Annotated in this window: 1 protein-coding gene; it reads right to left on the reverse strand. The window is 43.8% G+C overall.

The annotated features are described in order from the left end of the window. Positions 1-1008: non-ribosomal peptide synthetase (locus tag ACFVXH_RS41500; RefSeq protein ID WP_387831261.1), on the reverse strand; the 1008-nt coding region annotated here is incomplete at both ends.

The raw sequence follows: 1008 nt of genomic DNA on the forward strand, positions 1-1008 counted from the left end.
GTTCGTATACTTGATTTAATTCTCCCATTTGAATATTTTCCCCAATCTTTCTTGGGGTCTGCTGATACATTAATGCGGCGAAAGAAAGCTTATAACCTTTTTCCCGTAACTTCGAAACGGCCTTAATTGCTTTAATAGAATCTCCGCCAAGTTCAAAGAAACTGTCTTCTATGCCGACTGGAGATATTCCTAAGATTTCTTCAAATATGTCCGTAATGACTTTCTCTGTTTTAGTTCTTGGTGGCATATATTCCTGTCCTGCTAATGCATTTGGTTCTGGCAGTGCTTTTGCATCCAGCTTCCCATTTGAAGTCAGTGGCAAGGCATCAATCTGCATCATAAAGCCAGGTAACATATACTCAGGCAGTTTGTCTCTCAAATCATTTTTGATTTCAGACATATCCAGTTGCTGCTCTTGATTTGTCGGGATCAGGTAGGCACATATACTCTTGTCACCGCCTACTTCCAATGCAACAACGGCTACATCAGATATACCCGGCTGATTCCTTAGAACGCTCTCGATCTCGGACAACTCGATCCGATATCCTCGGATTTTAACCTGTTCATCTATTCTTCCCAGGTATTCGATCTCCCCGTTAGGCAGCCATCTCGCCAAATCTCCAGAGCGGTATAACTTCCCTTCGCCATATGGATTGTCGATAAACTTCTGCGCTGTTAATTCAGGCTGGTTTAGATATCCCTTGGCTACTCCGTCTCCGGCGATGCATAGCTCACCAGGAACGCCTACACTACATAACTCCATCTCATTCAGTATATAGAGCTGCATATTGGCAATGGGATGTCCGATTCCTACACTTAAACCCTTATCTTTTTCGCTGGAATAGACATAGTCACAGCATCCTACGGTAGTCTCTGTAGGGCCATATTCGTTATGAATCTTGACCCTGTCTCCTAATAGCTTCTGCGTTTTCCGTGCCGTATCTGTGGTGAACTCTTCTCCACCGACAATCAGCGTTTCTAAATTCGGTACATCTACGCCGTCTGCAT

It is taken from the genome of Kitasatospora sp. NPDC058184 (assembly GCF_042883725.1).
Taxonomy (GTDB): domain Bacteria; phylum Actinomycetota; class Actinomycetes; order Streptomycetales; family Streptomycetaceae; genus Kitasatospora.